This window comes from Citrobacter amalonaticus (assembly GCF_018323885.1).
GTDB classification, from domain to species: domain Bacteria; phylum Pseudomonadota; class Gammaproteobacteria; order Enterobacterales; family Enterobacteriaceae; genus Citrobacter_A; species Citrobacter_A amalonaticus.
Genome location: NZ_AP024585.1, coordinates 1,152,537 through 1,169,927, shown reverse-complemented (window position 1 = coordinate 1,169,927; position 17,391 = coordinate 1,152,537). Strand labels below are relative to the sequence as shown.

General features: G+C 56.6%; 9 protein-coding genes. 5 read left to right on the top strand and 4 right to left on the bottom strand.

Annotated features, from left to right (window positions below; translation table 11 throughout):
• The first annotated feature begins 129 nt into the window (after positions 1 to 129).
• A complete protein-coding gene (locus KI228_RS05520; protein WP_061070711.1) occupies positions 130 to 2,208 on the top strand; it encodes an ABC transporter permease in 2,079 nt (692 codons plus the stop codon).
• 11 nt (positions 2,209 to 2,219) lie between these two features.
• Positions 2,220 to 3,266 carry a ferric ABC transporter ATP-binding protein gene (gene fbpC, locus KI228_RS05515; RefSeq protein WP_043001655.1) on the top strand — a complete coding sequence of 349 codons (1,047 nt, stop codon included), beginning with the start codon at positions 2,220 to 2,222 and terminating at the stop codon, positions 3,264 to 3,266.
• Between the two features lie 40 nt (positions 3,267 to 3,306).
• Here fbpC and mmuM read toward each other — a convergent pair whose 3' ends face one another.
• Complete coding sequence (gene mmuM / locus KI228_RS05510; protein WP_061070487.1) at positions 3,307 to 4,239, bottom strand: homocysteine S-methyltransferase; 933 nt, start codon at positions 4,237 to 4,239, stop codon at positions 3,307 to 3,309.
• 353 nt (positions 4,240 to 4,592) lie between these two features.
• Positions 4,593 to 8,366 carry an autotransporter outer membrane beta-barrel domain-containing protein gene (locus KI228_RS05505; RefSeq protein ID WP_141227406.1) on the bottom strand — a complete coding sequence of 1,258 codons (3,774 nt, stop codon included), beginning with the start codon at positions 8,364 to 8,366 and terminating at the stop codon, positions 4,593 to 4,595.
• 584 nt (positions 8,367 to 8,950) lie between these two features.
• On the opposite strand from KI228_RS05505, the gene KI228_RS05500 reads away from it, so the two are divergent.
• The 3 genes from KI228_RS05500 to KI228_RS05490 all read left to right on the top strand — a co-directional run bounded on the left by KI228_RS05500 (position 8,951) and on the right by KI228_RS05490 (position 13,893).
• A complete protein-coding gene (locus KI228_RS05500; RefSeq protein ID WP_061070489.1) occupies positions 8,951 to 9,727 on the top strand; it encodes an MBL fold metallo-hydrolase in 777 nt (258 codons plus the stop codon).
• A gap of 19 nt (positions 9,728 to 9,746) precedes the next feature.
• On the top strand, positions 9,747 to 10,715 hold the full coding sequence (locus KI228_RS05495) for a GlxA family transcriptional regulator (RefSeq protein ID WP_043001658.1): 969 nt from the start codon (positions 9,747 to 9,749) through the stop codon (positions 10,713 to 10,715).
• 100 nt (positions 10,716 to 10,815) lie between these two features.
• The gene (locus KI228_RS05490; RefSeq protein WP_061070490.1) at positions 10,816 to 13,893 is read left to right on the top strand and encodes a beta-galactosidase; all 3,078 of its coding nucleotides are present in this window, start codon (positions 10,816 to 10,818) and stop codon (positions 13,891 to 13,893) included.
• Positions 13,894 to 13,982: 89 nt separating this feature from the next.
• Here KI228_RS05490 and prpE read toward each other — a convergent pair whose 3' ends face one another.
• Positions 13,983 to 15,869 carry a propionate--CoA ligase gene (gene prpE, locus KI228_RS05485; RefSeq protein ID WP_104010332.1) on the bottom strand — a complete coding sequence of 629 codons (1,887 nt, stop codon included), beginning with the start codon at positions 15,867 to 15,869 and terminating at the stop codon, positions 13,983 to 13,985.
• Between the two features lie 39 nt (positions 15,870 to 15,908).
• Positions 15,909 to 17,360 carry a bifunctional 2-methylcitrate dehydratase/aconitate hydratase gene (locus KI228_RS05480; protein ID WP_044327221.1) on the bottom strand — a complete coding sequence of 484 codons (1,452 nt, stop codon included), beginning with the start codon at positions 17,358 to 17,360 and terminating at the stop codon, positions 15,909 to 15,911.
• Positions 17,361 to 17,391: the final 31 nt, after the last annotated feature.

Sequence of the window (17,391 nt, the reverse complement as noted above, 5' to 3'; positions counted from 1 at the left end):
TGACTTCCTGACGTTAAGGTTACGTAGGCCGGGTAAGGCAACGCCGCCCCCCGGCAATCATCGTCACCCTGAATGCCGGATGGCGCTCACGCGTATCCGGCCTACTCGGGATTGAACACCGGAAAACGTATGTCACACACACTTGCACTCCATCCTGTGAAAAAGCGGGATGCGATATTCCTTTGGGTTTTACTCGGCTGGCTGGCATTCGTTCTGCTGCCGAGCTGGAGCCTGGATTACGGTCTGCTGGAGTCCACGAGCGATGAAATCCTCGAGGCCTACGGCTGGTCACGGTTCAATATCAGTTGGCTCTGGTATCTGCTGCCGAGCCTGCTGCTGGTACGCCCGTTCCACGAAGCCAGACGCGAACAGCGCAACCGCCACACCCTCGATGCGGGCTGGGCGCTGTTGTGTATGGCGTTTATCGTCATCAGCGCCACCGTTGAAGGGCGCGGTTTAGGCTACGCCACTATCGTGCTGTTTGTCGCGCTGGGGGCGATCATGACGCTGGCGCTGACCCGCCTCGAATGGCTGGGCGGCGACCGGTTTGTGATCGGTTCGCTGGTCACTATCGTGGCGCTCATCGGCATCTTTATCGTCTGGCCGAGCATCGCCATTTTCATCCCAATGTTCACCAACGACGCCGGGGAGTTCGCGCCGCTGGCGTTTATGAATGTGCTGTCGCAGGCGCATATCATTCAGGTGATCCTCAACTCTATCGCCCTGTCGATTGCGGTAGGTATCGGTTGTACTTTCTTCGGTCTGGTACTGGCGATTTATACTACCCGCATCGCTCAGCGAAGCGCCATTATTGGGCGTATCTTTTCGATTCTGCCGATCGTCACACCGCCGTTTGTGGTGGGGCTTGGCGTCACGCTGATGATGGGCCGTTCCGGCTATGTGACCGAATTAATGGTCGACTGGTTCGGGTTGACGAACACCAACTGGCTGTACGGATTTACCGGCATCTGGCTGGCACAGGTGCTGGCGTTTACCCCAATGGCGTTTATGATCCTCGACGGCGCGATCAAAACCATTCACCCGTCGCTGGAAGAAGCGTCATATACCCTGCGCGCCAGCCGCTGGCAGACGTTTAACGGCGTGTTTGTCCCACTGCTGAAACCGGCGCTGGCGAACGCCTTCCTGATTGTCATCGTGCAGTCGCTGGCCGACTTCAGTAACCCGTTGGTGCTCGGCGGGAACTTCGACGTGCTGGCAACGCAAATTTACTTCTACATCACCGGCTCACAGCTTGATTACCAGGCCGCCAGTACGCTGGGTGCGTTCCTGCTGCTGTTCTCGCTGCTGGTGTTCTGTGTACAGTACATGTGGATTGGCAAGCGCTCTTACGTCACCGTTTCCGGGAAATCGTACCGTGGCGACGTCCAGCCGCTGCCGGTGACGCTGGTCTGGAGCGTGGTGGCTATTCTGGCGATATGGATTGCCTTTAACGCCCTGCTCTATGGCAGCATTTTCTACGGCAGCTTCACCGTGAACTGGGGCGTGGACTACACCCTGACGCTGGATAACTTCATCAAACTGTTTGGTCAGGGGATGAGTGACGGCGCATGGCCTTCGCTGCTCGATACCCTGTTGTATGCCGGGATTGCCGCGCCGATCACCGCCGCCTTCGGTCTGCTGATCGCCTGGATTGTGGTGCGCCAGCAGTTCAAAGGCAAAAAGACCATCGAGTTCACCACCATGTTGTGCTTTGCCGTACCGGGCACCGTGGCGGGCGTTTCGTACATCCTTGCCTTTAACAGCGCTCCGGTATACCTCACCGGCACGGCGGCGATTGTCATTATCTCGATGGTGATGCGTAACGTCCCGGTCGGTATTCGCGCCGGGATCGCCGGACTCGGCCAGATCGATAAATCACTGGACGAAGCCTCGCTCAGTCTGCGTGCCGGGAGCTTACGCACCATCACGCACATTCTGTTGCCGCTGCTGCGCCCGGCCATTCTCTCGGCGCTGATCTACAGCTTCGTGCGCGCCATCACCACCGTCAGCGCGATTGTCTTCCTCGTTACACCGGACACCCGCGTAGCAACGGCCTACATTCTGAACCGCGTGGAAGACGGCGAGTACGGCGTGGCGATTGCCTATGGGTCGATTCTGATCGTGGTCATGTTGGCGATTATTTTCATCTTTGACTGGCTGATTGGGGAAGCGCGTATTTCCCGGTCTAAAGCCAAAAACCAGGCGTAATGGAGCGCACTATGAGTCAGAAAAATTTCGTTGAACTGCGCAACGTCACTAAACGATTCGGCAGCAACACGGTCATCGACAATATCAATCTCACCATCCCGCAAGGGCAGATGGTGACGCTGCTTGGCCCGTCCGGCTGCGGGAAGACCACCATTCTGCGCCTGGTCGCCGGTCTGGAAAAACCGAGCGAAGGTCAAATTTTTATTGATGGCGAAGACGTCACTCATCGTTCTATTCAGCAGCGCGATATTTGTATGGTGTTCCAGTCGTATGCTTTGTTCCCGCATATGTCGCTGGGGGAAAACGTCGGCTACGGTCTGAAGATGCTGGGCGTGTCGCGCGCCGATGTGAAGACGCGGGTGAAAGAGGCGCTGGCAATGGTCGATCTGGAAGGATTCGAGGACCGCTATGTTGATCAGATCTCCGGCGGTCAGCAGCAGCGCGTGGCGCTGGCGCGCGCGCTGATCCTCAAACCGAAGGTGCTGTTATTTGACGAACCATTGAGTAACCTCGACGCCAACCTGCGCCGCAGCATGCGCGATAAGATCCGCGAGCTGCAAAAGCAGTTTGATATCACCTCGCTGTACGTTACCCACGATCAGAGCGAAGCCTTTGCGGTTTCCGACACCGTGCTGGTGATGAACAAGGGGCATATCATGCAGATAGGCTCGCCGCAGGATCTCTATCGCCAACCCGCCTCCCGTTTTATGGCGAGCTTTATGGGTGACGCCAACCTGTTCCCGGCGACCTTCAGCGAAGCCTCTGTTGATATCTTTGGTTATCGCCTGCCTCGCCCGGCGCACTTTGTGGCTCAGGGCACCGGCACCGTTGGCGTCAGGCCGGAAGCGATCACCTTAAGCGATCGCGGAGAGGAGAGTCAGCGCTGTGTGATTCGTCATGTCGCCTATATGGGACCGCAGTATGAAGTCACGGTGGAGTGGCACGGACAGGAGATCCTGTTACAGGTCAACGCTACACGCCTGCAGCCGGATGTCGGTGAGACGTACTATCTGGAAATCCACCCGTACGGCATGTTTGTGTTAGCGGATGCGGCATGATGCAATGCCGGGTAAGACATCAGCCACACCCGGCACAAACTCAACGTTGCGCGTTCAGCGCGGCAATATCCTCTGGCGTGGTGCGACAGCACCCGCCAATCAACTTCGCCCCGGCCGCCTGCCACTGCGGCAGGTAATCCGCCAGGCGCGCACACGATTCATCATGATGATGCCAGCTTTTGCTGCTCGCATCGTAATGCTCTCCGCTGTTCGGATAGACCACCAGCGGCAGCGCCGTTATCCCGTGCAGATGCTGCAAAGCGGCGGTGGCCTGTTGCAGGGCAATACAGTTGATCCCCACCGCCACCGTCTGCGGATAGTGTTCGAGAAACGTCACAACCTCGCGTAGCGGCGTGCCGTCGCTCAGATGCTCGCTGTCGCGCAGGGTAAAAGAGTACCACGCTCGCGCACGCGGATATGCGGTTAACAACGCCGCCAGTGCCTGAATCTCGGCAAAATTTGGTAGCGTTTCGCAGGCCAGCAGATCGACTCCGGCATCCAGCAACGCCTCCACGCGCGGACGGTGAAACGCCTGAAAATCTTCGCCGCTCAGCGTGTAATCTCCGCGATACTCCGAACCATCAGCCAGAAATGCGCCGTAAGGCCCAACCGAACCGGCGACCAGCAGCGTGCCCGCCTGCGGATTTTCTGCCAGATACGCCTCACGCGCTTTACGCGCCAGCTCGACACTTTTCCCAATCAGCGCTTTCGCCTGCGCCTCATCAAGGCCGCAGGCGGCAAATCCCGCTGGCGTCGCCTGATAGCTGGCGGTGATGGCGCACTGCGCCCCCGCCCGAAAATAGTCAAGGTGCACTTCGCGGATAAGCTCCGGGTTTTCCAGCAGAATTTTCGCTGACCATAGGCTGTCGGCTAAATGGCACCCACGCGCTTCCAGCTCCGTCGCCAGTGCGCCATCCAGCAACAGGAAATCCTGCTTATCCAGGAGGGCACTTAACGGATTATATTGCGACATGATAAGGCTCCTGTTTTGCGAACGAGAACAGTCACCATAACACAGCGTCAGCGACGGGGATCCGCGCTCACACGCAATTCCAGACATACCGTCAGCGTTGCACCAGTCGTAAAAACCCGCGCCGGGCGCTTAATGCAGGATCAGGAGTCACAATCAGATACAGAATGGGTCGCCAGCTCATAACGCCTCCACTTCATGGGGGTTATCTACACTCTGGCAGGGGCAAAGCAGCCTGACACTAAGACAAAAGTAGGAATGCTGCGCTATTGCTCATACCACAACGTGCGGGGCAAGTAAGAGAGAAACAGCCCTCCCGGCAAAAAAGCCGGGAGGGCTGGAGGCACATCATAAGGCTAGAACTGGTATTTGATTCCCAGCACGCCGCTCGTATCGCGAAAACCGTTATGACCCATTTGTTGCGCAACGTTGCCCCAGACGCTCAGGTCCCGGGTCAACCGCCCCTCGACGCCCACCTTCACTTCACCGACGTTTCGACTTCCCTGCAGGGAGGTGCTCGTGTCATTCATCCTGACACCGTACTGCTTCGAGTTGTGTATCCAGTTCGCCTCGATAAAGGGTTCAAACTCGCGTACGGTTCCTTTTTCCGCAGCGCTTTTACCATTGACGTAAAGACGCATGCCCAGACGGGTCTGAATATTGTTGTCGCCCTGCCCCTGAACCCGCGTGCCGTTTTTCTCTGTATGGTCGTTAGCTTTCACCCCCATCCAGGTGACCTGTGCCTGTGGGCGAAGATACACGTTGCTTTCTATGTCGTCTGCTGCCATGAATGACCCCAGATGGAAGGCGTAACCCGATTCCAGCGACGCCGTCAGCCCCTTGCTTTTATAGCTTTCCTGAGCAATCTCATCACCTTTAACCGTATTGTCAAACCAGTTATAGAGTACCCATGAATCGACATACAGGCCGGTTTTATCCACGGCGTTCTGATACCAGGTTCCGTACAGACCCGCGCTGTAGCCGCTCACCTCACCACGAGAATCGTAGCCTGACAGGCTGTTATGGATGTCGTTATCCTGCTTACCATAGCCTGCCATTACGCCCAACTGATAGCCATCCGTGCCGTTCACACTCCCCTGCAACAACGCGCCGCCGATCTGCACAACAACGCGGTTAGAAGACGATGTGTTCTGATCGTCCGACATCCGCCCCTTGCTGTGCCCGCCTGACGTACGCAGCCACAGACTGGTCATATGCCGTTCCCCGGTAGCAGGGTCGGTATACCAGGAACCTCCCTGACGGTCCTGCAGTCGGGTGTTAAACAGCGTATTCGCTGCCGCCAGGTTGCTGGCATAGCTTCCCCCCTCAGGGCGATAGAGGTTGACCGCATCCGAGGGGTCGCCCGGCGCAGGCCGATCGTTATCAATGACATCAGGGGAATCATCAGGAACAGGCGTATCCGCCAAATGGGTTAAATACCAGTTATTCCTGTCACTGCCGGCAGCCGTTCCCTGCTTCACGTGATATTCATAGCTTCCCGCCACGATACGACCTCGTTGCACAAAGGCCTCTGGCGTTGAACTGCCGGTCTCAATAATTTTAATCCCTTCATGCAGCAAGGCTCCTGAGCCATTCTCATTGTTAACATGCACATAGGTCGTGCCGGTCGCGTTGCCGGTAATCACCAGCTTATCCGTCAGGCTGTTGTCGCCGCCGAGAACGGTGCCCAGCGAAAGCGTACCGCCATTACCCGCATAGTCCCCATTGATGGTCAATATATTCCCGGCGCTGGTCACGCTGTTGTTAAGAATGATATTGCCGCTATTCGTCACATCGCCCGTCAGCATGACGTTGAGAGGTGAGGAAGGCGGAACACCATCATCATCAATCAGCAAGGTGCCACGGTTATCCAACGCGTTGACGGTCTGGCTGTTGCCGTTAAGGTTAAGCGTCCCTTCCTCGCCGACGATGACGCCGGAGGTACTGGCAAATGCATTCGACGTGGTCGTCTTCAGCATGCCTTCACTGACAAAAGTCGACCCCGTATAGGTATTTTCCGCTGACAGTATCAGCGTGCCTTCTCCCGCTTTGGTCAGGCTTTTACCGTCCCAGGCCGGATTGACCTGCACCGTATTGTCCGCCAGCGCGACGCCGAGATCGAAGGTTCTGCCCTCATCAAGCGTGAACGTTCCGTGCGCATCCGAATCCAGCCCGTTCCAGTACAGAGAGTACTTAATGACTCGAGAACCTGCGTTGATATAAGCAAAGTCCGGCTGGTTCATGCCTGCCACGAGGGCATTACTGTAAGAAAAAGCGCCCGTAATCCCGTTTGTGGTTTCAACCAGAAGAATGTCCTGCATATCCCAGTGGGTAATGTTGGCGTTAAGCGAGGCGTTGTCGCCAACAGTAAGCGATGCCGCCTTGAGGCTGACGTCACTGCCAAGGGTGAGCGCTGCCCCATCGGCAAACGAAGCATTACCGGAAAATTCAATCGGCTGTTCAGCCAGCGTCACGCTGGCCGACTGACCCACCGTCAGATTACCGTTGATGGCTCTGTTTGCTTCATCATTACTGACGATCTGCAACGTTGTCGCGCCATCGGCCAGCCTGATATCGCCGGTGATAGTCGAGTCGGTATTCAGTGTCAGCATGTTGTTGCCGCCGCTAAGACTGATAGCCGCGCCAGCTTCGCCACCGCTCGAGTACGGAGCGCCGCCGGTAATCACGCGGTTATTGATTATCGTCAGGTTACTGCCGGATATCGCTGCGCCACCTGCACCGTTAGTGCCACCGTTTCTGCCATTGCTGGCTCGCCCTCCTACAATAGAGCCGTTATTCATAATCGTCAGACTGTCGCCGACGATTCCGGTACCACCGTTACCACCGTTGTTGCTATCACTGCCAGCGCCACCGTAGGATCCCTCGCCACCGACGATCGAACCGCTGGCCATATTGGTTATGGTCAGATGATTACCATATATGCCTGCACCACCGTCTGCGCCGTCGGGGCCTGTTGTCTGACCGCCAGAAAAACCCCCATCACCACCGGTAACCGATCCCGCATTGGTGATTGTCATATTATTACCCAGTATTCCCGCGCCCCCTGCGCTGGGCATCCCGGCACCGCCGGCATCGTCCAGACCGCCATAGCCGCCTTCACCGCCGGTCACGGAACCACCGGCTAAATTGTTAATGGTCATATTGCTGCCGGATATTCCCGCGCCAGCATTGCCGGCATTCTCTCCGTAGCCAAACCCTCCTTCGCCCCCGACAATGGATCCGCCGTTGGTGATTCTCAGGTCGGTACCCGATATCGCATCGCCACCTGCGCTGCCGGATTCGCCTCGACCACCCGTAATTGACCCACGGGCAATATTATCAATCACCATATTACTGCCGGATATTCCGGCGCCGGCATTGCCACCTTCAGCCCCATCATAGCCATAGCCCCCTTCGCCACCAAGAATAGCGCCGCTGTTGGTTATGGTCATCGCAGAACCCGAAATGGCATCGCCTCCCACGCCACTGGAATCGCCTTCACCACCGGTAATACGATAAGTATTGATAATCGTCAGGTCAGTGCCGGATATTCCAGCACCGCCAATACCGCTCCTACCGCTGTAGTCATCATAACCGTAACTGCCATCGCCTCCGGTGATAGCACCATCGTTGGTGATCATGAGGCTGTTACCTGAGATACCCGCACCGCTAGCGGAATATCTGTCCCCTTCGCCACCGGTGATAGAGCCAGTACGAGAATTGGTTATCGACAGGTCAGAACCCGAGATTCCCACCCCCCCTGTGCCACTGCCGCTAACGCTATAGCTCCCATCACCGCCCGTAATTGCTCCGCCGTTAGTGATGGTTACATTATTACCGGTCATTCCGTCAGCACCGTCGCCGCCAGCGTAGCCATTACCGCCTTTAATCGTGGTGCCGCTGCCAACGCTTACGCTGTTATCCGCCGCGGTCGTTTCCGGGTTCGGCGATAAGACATACCCGGCTCCGGCGCCTTCACTGCCGCCGCTAATCCCGTGAGTCCCTGTGTTGGATTGCGCCGTATAAGGAAATGAGCCATCAACATGAATCGTGGCACCGATTACCAGTCCAGGGGAAATAAAGAGTGAAGCAAGCAATAACGCTATTTTATTTTTATTAAAATGTTGCATAAATAAATCCTTTGTTAGTTTCTACAACATTTAATTCATTTCAATGCATTATTTAGACAATAAATAAGCCTGAAAAAACTAACGAGTAAGAAAAACAGTGAATATTTAAATTATGGAATTTTGCTTAACACTGAATGGGTAGCAAGCATAGTATTTGAAAACTACCGAACTCCCGTTATAGAGTAAATAGCAAAAGAAAAGTAACGAATAATTCTTAAATAACTTTATACTTTAATAAATAAGAACATTAACAGCACAAAATCAAAAAGTTAGATAAGGCTCAAATCACCATAGCATTAATATAGAGAAAATCACTTAAGCAACAGCATTAATTTAATTCTTGATAAAAACAGGCTGTTACCTCTCGTACTCGACAATATAAAGTGGTACGTTTATAAATCCTTAAATTTCTTTATTTCATCTGCAACCAACAAATAAACTGGGAAATGTAGAGACGGTATTCGGATTTGGCACAAATTCCCTCTGTTGGCCCAATCCCATCGGTATTCGCCCATTTGCCCACATTCAGCTTCTGGTCAACACTCTACGATGACACCACTAGCCCCCTCACGTGGAGTATCACCATGAACATTACCCATATTCGCAACGCCACCCAGTTGATTACCTTTGGCGGCAAAACCTTTCTGGTCGATCCGATGCTCGCCCCGCAGGGCGCGTATCCCGGTTTTCCCGGCACGGCGCGGGCCGAAATCCGCAATCCTGGCGTAGAACTTCCGTGCGACATCAACACCCTGTTGCAGGCGGACGTCCTGATCGTCACCCATCTTCATGCGGACCACTGGGACGAGGTCGCCGCAAAGGTCGTGCCGAAAGAGAAGCCGATATATGTGCAAAACGACCAGGATGCGCAAATCCTGCGGGAACAGGGTTTCAGCCAACTCACCGTACTGACGGACGAGACCCGATTAGGTGAGGTAACCCTGCGCAAAACGGGCGGTCAGCACGGTTCCGACCGGCTGTACGCCATTCCCGCCATGGCCGAGCGGATGGGCGATGCCTGCGGGGTAATCTTCCAGCATCCGCAAGAAAAAACGCTGTATCTGGTTGGCGATACGATCTGGCGCGATGAGGTTGAAAGCAACTTCATCACCTTCCAGCCGGATGTGGTGGTCCTGAACGCCGGGTTTGCCCACGTGATCGGTTTTGGCGCGATTATCATGGGCGCAGAAGATGTGCTGAAAACCCACTTCGTTCTGCCCGACGCGCAGATTGTGGCTGTTCACATGGAGGCGATAAACCACTGCCTGCTAACACGCGCGGCGCTCAGGGAATACGCGCGCGATAACCAGATTGCAGAATGTGTCCGGGTGCCGGAAGATGGAGAAACCCTGACGTTTTAATCCCCAGTCGAGGAGTGGTATGCGCCCTGTTACCGTCGCGATCGTCGCCGTTGAAGATTTTAGTCCGTTTCACTTCTCAGTGCCGTGCATCATGTTCAGTGAAAAAGCGGCAACGAAGAAACGCTTTGAGGTGCAGATTTGCGCAGAAGTCCCCGGCGTGGTCACCTCTGTTGAAGGCTTTTCCGTTACTGCCCGCCAGGGATTTGCAGCGCTGACGGGGGCTGATATCGTGATTGTTCCCTGGTGGGGGACGACCGCGATTCGCCCACCGCAGTCGCTACTCGATGCGCTGGTTCAGGCCCGGCAAAACGGCGCCCAGGTGGTCGGGTTATGCCTTGGCGCATTTGTTCTCGGTTACGCAGGACTGCTCGACGGCAGACGCGCCGCTACCCACTGGGAGTTTGAAGCCGATTTTCAGACGCGTTTTCCCGCCGCGCGCCTGGATATCAACGCCCTGTACGTCGACGATGATGGCATCATCACCTCGGCCGGTACCGCCGCTGCGCTAGACTGTTGTCTGTATCTCATTCGCCAACGGTTTGGCACTTCGGTGGCGAATCAGATTGCGCGCCGGATGATTGTGCCACCGCATCGCGAGGGGGGGCAGGCGCAGTTTATTGCCCAACCGGTGGCGAAAAACACCCAGGATCAACGGATTAACGGCCTGCTGGAGTACCTTCGCCAGCATAGCCACGAACAGCACGATCTGGACTCGCTGGCGCAAAAGGTGATGATGAGTCGCCGCACTCTGACCCGTCATTTTATGAAAGCCACTGGCTCAAGCGTTGCTGAATGGCTGATTGCTGAACGTCTACGCCGCAGCCAGGAACTGCTGGAATCCTCCCGGCTGCCCGTCGAGCGTATCGCCACAGAGGTCGGTTTTCTGTCTCCGGTGACCTGGCGACAGCATTTTAAGTCCCGCTTCGGCGTCAGCCCGGCAGAATGGCGAAAAACCTTTCAGGGTGTAACGCAAGCAGATTCTGAGTGAGAGACCTCACTCATTCCTCTTTCTCACCTTTACAGGCTTTCACCGCACACCGTATCTTCAGCAACCTGTGAACGAAAAAACTGCGCAACAGGATGCCTCCATGACCTTCAGCACGAATTCACTCGCCGCCGTACTGGCCCGACGCGACTGGGAAAATCCCGGCGTCACGCAGCTAAACCGTCTGGAGGCGCATCCTCCTTTTGCCAGTTGGCGCAACGCGACTGATGCGCGTCACAATACCGCCTCATCTTCCGTTCGCAGTCTGAACGGCGCGTGGAAATTTATCTGGTTCGCCTCGCCGGAAGCGGTGCCGGAACGTTGGCGTCTGGGCGATCTGGACGATGCCGATACGATCGCGGTGCCATCAAACTGGCAGTTGCTCGGCTATGACGCCCCCATTTATACCAACGTGACCTATCCGATCCCGGTAAATCCGCCGTATGTGCCGCATGAAAATGCGACAGGATGTTATTCGCTAACATTCGCAATCAGCGAAGCTGAACTGCGTGATGGACAGACGCGAATTATCTTTGATGGCGTAAATTCCGCTTTTCATCTCTGGTGCAACGGGCTTTGGGTGGGCTACGGTCAGGATAGTCGCCTGCCGTCGGAATTTGATCTCAGTGAGTTTCTGGTCAGCGGTGAGAACCGTCTGGCGGTGATGGTGCTACGCTGGAGCGACGGCAGCTATCTGGAAGACCAGGATATGTGGCGAATGAGCGGCATTTTCCGCGATGTCTCCCTGTTAAACAAACCCGCCACGCAAATCAGCGACTTACGCATCACCACCCACCTCAACGAGGATTTCAGCCGGGCAATCTTTGCCGCCGAGGTCAGAATGCGTGGAGAATGCCGTGACACTCTGCGCGTGACCGTTCAACTGTGGGATGGCGACGAGCTGACGGGCGAAATCACCGCGCCTTTTGGCAGCGAGATCGTTGATGAGCGCGGAGCCTATGGCAATCGCACGACGCTGCGTCTGCATGTCGATCAGCCTTCACTGTGGAGCGCCGAAACACCGCATCTTTATCGCGCAGTTGTGCTGCTCCATACGGCGGATGGCACACTGCTTGAAGCCGAGGCCTGCGATGTCGGCTTCCGGAAGGTGTGCATTGAAAATGGCCTGCTGTTGTTGAACGGTAAGCCACTGCTGATTCGCGGCACCAACCGTCATGAACATCATCCTGAAAACGGTCAGGTGATGGACGAAGAAACAATGGTGCAGGACATCATTCTGATGAAGCAGAACAACTTTAACGCCGTGCGCTGCTCCCACTATCCGAATCATCCGCGATGGTACACGCTCTGCGATCGCTATGGTCTGTATGTGGTGGATGAGGCCAACATCGAAACCCACGGCATGGTGCCGATGAATCGCCTGAGCGACGACCCGACCTGGCTGCCCGCCATGAGCCAGCGCGTGACGCGCATGGTGCAACGCGATCGCAACCATCCGAGCATTATTATCTGGTCGCTGGGGAATGAATCGGGTCACGGCGTCAACCATGACGCGCTGTATCGCTGGCTGAAATCAGACGATCCGTCACGCCCGGTGCAGTATGAAGGTGGCGGCGCGGACACGGCGGCAACGGATATAATTTGCCCGATGTATGCGCGCGTCGATCAGGATCAGCCGTTCCCGGCAGTGCCGAAGTGGTCAATCAAAAAATGGCTGTCGCTGCCCGGCGAACAGCGCCCGCTGATCCTCTGCGAATATGCCCACGCGATGGGTAACAGCCTCGGCGGATTCGCCAAATACTGGCAGGCGTTCCGCCAGTACCCGCGCCTGCAGGGCGGCTTCGTCTGGGACTGGGTCGATCAGTCGCTGATTAAATACGATGACGAAGGCAACCCCTGGTCCGCGTACGGCGGCGACTTTGGCGACACGCCTAACGATCGCCAGTTCTGTATGGACGGGCTGGTGTTTGCCGACCGCACGCCGCATCCGTCGTTGTTTGAGGCGAAGCACGCGCAACAGTTTTTCCAGTTCACGTGGCTGCCTGGCGCGCAACGTCAGATTGAGGTCACCAGCGAATATCTGTTCCGCCATAGCGACAACGAGATCCTGCACTGGACCCTCGCTCTGGATGGCAACCCAGTTGCCACCGGGGAGGTCACGCTGGATATCGCGCCGCAGGGTCGTCAGCGCATCACCCTGCCGGACATCACACAGCCTGACGCGGCAGGTCAGCTCTGGTTGACGGTGCGTGTGGAACAACCGCAGGCAACCGCCTGGTCGCCTGCCGGACACATCAGCGCCTGGCAGCAGTGGCCGCTGGAGGAAAAACTGAGCGTCGTATGCTCACCGCGCGCCAGTACTGCGCCACAGCTCAGCGTCAGCGACGCCGCATTTACCGTCACGCTCGGCCATAAGCGCTGGGAATTCTGCCGCCAGCAGGGCACGTTAACGCAATACTGGATTGGCGATGAAGCCCAGTTACTGACGCCACTGCGCGATCAATTTACCCGCGCGCCGCTGGATAACGATATTGGTATCAGTGAGGTGACACGGATCGATCCTAATGCCTGGGTTGAGCGCTGGAAAGCCGCCGGGCATTACCAGGCGCAGGCGGTGTTGCTGCAATGCGAAGCCGATACCCTTGCAGACGCGATTCAGGTAGCCACCGTTCACGCCTGGCAGTATCAGGGTGAAACCTTGTTTATCAGCCGTAAAGCCTGGCGCATCGACGGCCACGGCGAAATGCAGATCGCCGTTGATGTCGATGTTGCCAGCGGCACGCCGCATCCGGCACGTATCGGTCTGACCTGCCAACTGGCGCAGGAAGCAGAACGGGTGAACTGGCTGGGGCTTGGTCCGCATGAAAACTACCCGGATCGCCTGTCTTCGGCCTGTTTTGACCGCTGGGATTTATCACTGGATGAGATGTATACCCCTTACGTTTTCCCCAGTGAGAACGGCCTGCGTTGCGGTACGCGTGAACTGAAGTACGGTGCGCACGTCTGGCGCGGTGATTTTCTTTTCAACATCAGCCGATTCAGCCAGAAACAACTGATGGAGACCAGCCATCGGCATCTGCTACAACCGGAGGCCGGGGCCTGGCTGAATATTGATGGTTTCCATATGGGCGTCGGCGGCGACGACTCCTGGAGTCCTTCGGTGTCGCCGGAATATCAGCTGAGCGCCGGGCGCTATCACTATCGTGTAAGCTGGAGCTAAGTGCCTGATGGCTAGACGCTTATCTGGCCTACATGTTGAGTCATTGTAGGCCAGATAAGGCGTTTACGCCGCCCCACCGGGCCATCAGATTACTCCTCCATTGCCTGGCGGATTTGCTGCAGCGCCGCCGGATCGTCAAGCGTGGTGAGATCGCCCGGATCGCGGCCTTCGCAAATGGCCTGGATCGTGCGGCGGAGCATTTTGCCGGATCGCGTTTTCGGCAGTTGCGAAACAAACCAGACGTGGGCAGGACGACCAAAGTTGCCAATCTGGCTGTCCACCAACGCCATGATCGCTTTCTCTTCCGAATGCGCCACATCGCGGTCTTCCAGACTGTCGCTCTGTTTGGGAATAACAAACGCTACCGCCACCTGCCCTTTCAGCGCATCTTTCACCCCGACCACCGCCACTTCCGCCACGTTCGGATAGCTGGAGATACTCTCCTCGATTTCCCGTGTGCCCAGGCGATGCCCGGCGACGTTAATCACATCATCCGTGCGCCCCAGAATGAAGTAGTAACCGTCGGCGTCACGAATACCCCAGTCAAACGTGGCGTATACCTGACGATTGAACAGCGACCAGTAGGTATTCACAAACCGTGCATCGTCGCCCCAAATGGTCTGAATACAGCCGGGTGGCAGCGGCCCTTCGATCACCACCATCCCCTTCTCGTTGGCGCCGCAGGGTTCGCCGGTCATCTCATTGAGCAACTGGACGTTATAGCCATACATGGGCACGCCGGGGCTGCCGAGGCGCGACGGTCGGTCATCCAGTGCCCGGGCCAGCGCCATAATCGGCCAGCCGGATTCGGTCTGCCAGTAATTATCAACAACCGGCACGCCCAGTGTTTCCGTTACCCAGCTTGCGGTCGGTTCGTCCAGCGGCTCGCCTGCCAGATAGAGCACCTCCAGCGAGGAGAGATCGTGATTGCTGATCTGCGCGGTCGGGAATTTTTTCAGCACGCGAATGGCGGTCGGTGCCGAGAACATCCGGTTGACCTGATATTTCTCGACGATCTTCCACCACACGCCGCAGTCCGGATACGTCGGCAGTCCTTCATACACAATGGTTGCCATCCCTGCCAGGAGCGGTGCGTAGACAATGTAGGAATGCCCGACAACCCAACCGATATCCGACGCGCAGAAGAACACGCCCCCCGCTTTGCCGCCAAAAATGGTCGCCATTGAGGTCGCCAGCGCCACGGCATAGCCGCCGACATCGCGCTGCACGCCTTTGGGTTTTCCGGTGGTGCCGGAGGTATAAAGAATGCAGGACGTTTCATTGGATTCCAGCCACGTCACCGGCACCGTGGCGCCGAGATGCTGCTGGCGCAACGTCGCAAAGTCGAGATCGCGACCGGCCACACGCGCCATTTTCGCCAGCCCGCGATCCACCAATAACACCTGTTTCGGCTGATGTTGCGCCTGCTCGATCGCATCATCGAGCAGCTTTTTATAGGGCAACACTTTACCGCCGCGCGCCCCCGCATCGGCGGAGACAATCAGCACCGGCTTCGCGTCATCGATGCGCGCCGCCACGCTGTGCGAAGCAAAACCGCCGAACACTACCGAGTGGATCGCGCCAATCCGCGCGCAGGCCAGCAGCGTGATATGCGCCTCAGCGATCATCGGCATATATACCAGAACCCGATCGCCGCGCTGCACGCCGAGCGATTGCAGCATTGACGCCACCACGTTCACTTCGTCATAGAGCTGACGGAAGGTAAAGGTGCGCTCCTCTTCGGTCTCGGATGAGACAGCGATCAGCGCCAGCGCATCCGGTTGTTTCTCCAGCCAGCGGTCAATGGCGTTATGACACAGATTGGTGGTACCGCCGCAAAACCAACGGGCAAACGGCGGATGGCTGTGATCCAGCGTGCGGATAAACGGCTGCTGCCAGTCAATCCGCCGGGCCTGCTCGGCCCAGAATGATTCCGGTTGCGTAACAGAACGCTGATAAAATTCGCTAAAAGACATAACGCTCTCCTGTTGAACTTACGCCTGATGAAGCGGGTTCTAGATGACATAAAGGTCCATGTACTCATTGACCGGCATCTGCTCCAGGCGAGTTCTGTCCAGGGAGACCTCCAGGATGCGCTGCTGTTGGCGAGTCGGGAACTGGCGCGCCAAGTTAATTTTGAATTTTTCGATCAGTTTCGGGATCCCGTCGGTACGGCGACGTGCATGGCCAATCGGGAACTCCACGACCACCTCGTCAAACTGTGAACCGTCAGTGAATTCCAGGGTGATCGCATTGGCGATGGCGCGTTTTTCCGGATCGTGATAGTCCGCGGTAAACGCCGGATCTTCAACACAACGGATCTTCTCGCGCAGGGAATCGATTCGCTTGTCCTGTGCCACGCCGTCCTCATAATCCGCCGCCGTTAAGCGTCCGAACAGCAGCGGGATCGCCACCATATACTGAATACAGTGATCGCGATCGGCCGGGTTATTCAGCGGCCCCTGCTTATCAATGATGCGAATGCAGGCTTCGTGGGTGCGAATGGTCACTTTTTCGATATCTGCAGCGCTTTTACCTGCTGCCTGCATTTGCGCATACAGCGTCATTGCCGCTTCAACCGCCGTCTGAGAGTGGAACTCCGCCGGGAACGAAATTTTGAACAGCACGTTTTCCATTACGTAGGAGCCGTATGGACGCTGGAAGCGGAACGACTCGCCTTTGAATGAGACGTCATAAAACCCCCAGGTTTTCGCCGTCAGCGCTGACGGATAACCCATCTCACCGGTTTTCGCCATCAGCGCCAGACGCACCGCGCGCGAGGTTGCATCGCCCGCCGCCCAGGATTTACGCGTGCCGGTATTCGGCGCATGGCGATAGGTGCGCAGCGACTGTCCGTCGACCCACGCCAGCGACACCGCGTTGAGGATCTCATCACGCGTTAGCCCCAGCATTTCAGCCACCACGGCGGTGGAGGCCACTTTGACCAGCAGAACGTGGTCAAGCCCCACGCGGTTAAAGGCGTTTTCCAGCGCGATACAGCCCTGAATTTCGTGGGCCTTAATCATTCCGGTCAGCACGTGTTTCATGGTCAACGGCGCTTTACCCGCCGCGACCGCGTTGCGTGAGAGCCAGTCCGCTGTCGCCAGGATCCCGCCGAGGTTATCGGAAGGGTGGCCCCACTCCGCCGCCAGCCAGGTGTCATTGAAGTCGAGCCAGCGGATCATCGCGCCAATGTTAAACGCGGCCTGTACCGGGTCGAGCTGAAACTGGGTACCCGGCACGCGCACGCCGTTGGGCACCACGGTCCCCGGAACAATCGGCCCCATCAGTTTTTTACAGGCCGGATATTCCAGCGCTTCCAGACCACAGCCCAACGTATCAAGCAGGCAGTAGTGGGCGGTGTCATACGCCACCGTTGACGCTATCTCGTAGTTGACGACGTAATCCACGATATCAACGATTTCACGATCGAATTCCGGGCGAACATTTAAAATTTGAGCGGACATAAGGTACGTTTCCTGTTTTTTTATCTTTAGA

Excerpts from the sequence above, each read along its gene's own strand:
- KI228_RS05520 (WP_061070711.1), top strand. The coding sequence starts at position 130 with ATGTCACACACACTTGCACTCCATCCTGTGAAAAAGCGGGATGCGATA.
- fbpC (WP_043001655.1), top strand. The coding sequence starts at position 2,220 with ATGAGTCAGAAAAATTTCGTTGAACTGCGCAACGTCACTAAACGATTC.
- mmuM (WP_061070487.1), bottom strand. The coding sequence starts at position 4,239 with ATGTCGCAATATAATCCGTTAAGTGCCCTCCTGGATAAGCAGGATTTC.
- KI228_RS05505 (WP_141227406.1), bottom strand. The coding sequence starts at position 8,366 with ATGCAACATTTTAATAAAAATAAAATAGCGTTATTGCTTGCTTCACTC.
- KI228_RS05500 (WP_061070489.1), top strand. The coding sequence starts at position 8,951 with ATGAACATTACCCATATTCGCAACGCCACCCAGTTGATTACCTTTGGC.
- KI228_RS05495 (WP_043001658.1), top strand. The coding sequence starts at position 9,747 with ATGCGCCCTGTTACCGTCGCGATCGTCGCCGTTGAAGATTTTAGTCCG.
- KI228_RS05490 (WP_061070490.1), top strand. The coding sequence starts at position 10,816 with ATGACCTTCAGCACGAATTCACTCGCCGCCGTACTGGCCCGACGCGAC.
- prpE (WP_104010332.1), bottom strand. The coding sequence starts at position 15,869 with ATGTCTTTTAGCGAATTTTATCAGCGTTCTGTTACGCAACCGGAATCA.
- KI228_RS05480 (WP_044327221.1), bottom strand. The coding sequence starts at position 17,360 with ATGTCCGCTCAAATTTTAAATGTTCGCCCGGAATTCGATCGTGAAATC.